This is a genomic window from Alteromonas sp. 1_MG-2023, assembly GCF_030547075.1.
Taxonomy (GTDB): Bacteria; Pseudomonadota; Gammaproteobacteria; order Enterobacterales; family Alteromonadaceae; genus Alteromonas.
The window spans coordinates 1-898 of the sequence record NZ_JAUOQH010000047.1; the positions used below are offsets into that span (position 1 = coordinate 1).

General features: G+C 43.2%; 1 protein-coding gene. It reads right to left on the reverse strand.

Translation table 11 applies throughout. The features are described from left to right. Nucleotides 1-98: 98 nt before the first annotated feature. Nucleotides 99-461, reverse strand: coding sequence for a hypothetical protein (locus Q4561_RS19775; RefSeq protein ID WP_303462970.1), 363 nt, complete (start codon nt 459-461; stop codon nt 99-101). Between the last annotated feature and the right edge of the window lie 437 nt (nt 462-898).

An 898-nucleotide genomic window follows, 5' to 3' on the forward strand; every position in this document is an offset into this window, starting at 1 on the left:
CTAACACCTAAATATGGGGCACAGACAGGCAGGCTATAATGGCGAAGCCGCCTGACTGTTTGTGTCCCAGCCCGCCTGCGGGCGACATAATTTTTTTGTTAGCAGTCATTGCTTAAACCGCCACTTAAGCTTTTTAATAATCTAAGAAGACTAATAGTAAGTAATACGACAGCGGCTGTTGGGGAGTAAACCACTAACAACTCTGTTAAAGACAAAGTATCGTTATGCTGATAGCTATATTCTGATACGACGCCTGATAGGATACTCAGAACCAGTACAGCTACGCAAGAATAGACAAACAGGCGAGACTCTTTGGAATTAATACGACGATTTAATTTAATTGAGCTTACTAACAAAGCGATGAAACAAGCACAGATGACGAAAGCATCTAAGGCGTAAAAAAGAAACTCCAGTAAAGTAAAACCGTACATTTCATATATTACTTCTTCAAAAAATTCCATTTAACTAAATCCTAAGACCTGACTGCTAACTTTGAGCTTTGGGGCGCATACGCGGGGCTATAATCGCGAAGCGGCCCCGTGTATGCGTCCCAGCGACCGAAGGGAGTGCCAACAGCGTTTTGTTAGGCGTACAACTGAGAGTACGCAGCTTTGCTGCTAACGCTTGCCCAAATAGACCGCGTGTTTAGATTATTGAATTTAAGATAAAACAACCCTGTGCGAAATGCCAGATGTAAACAGCAATGCTGGATAAATGAGCGAGTTGAGACAACTTGCAGTGCCGAATGTTGGCGTCGCAATATTGATTAAAGCGCGTTGCTAGAGCCGTTTAAACTGCCTCAAAAGCCAGCTGCCAAGACAACCTAGTGAAACAACCTTAATGCTGGAATGTCACGACTGAACCCACTTTTTTAAGCTGTAAGTAAATGACGCCTAAC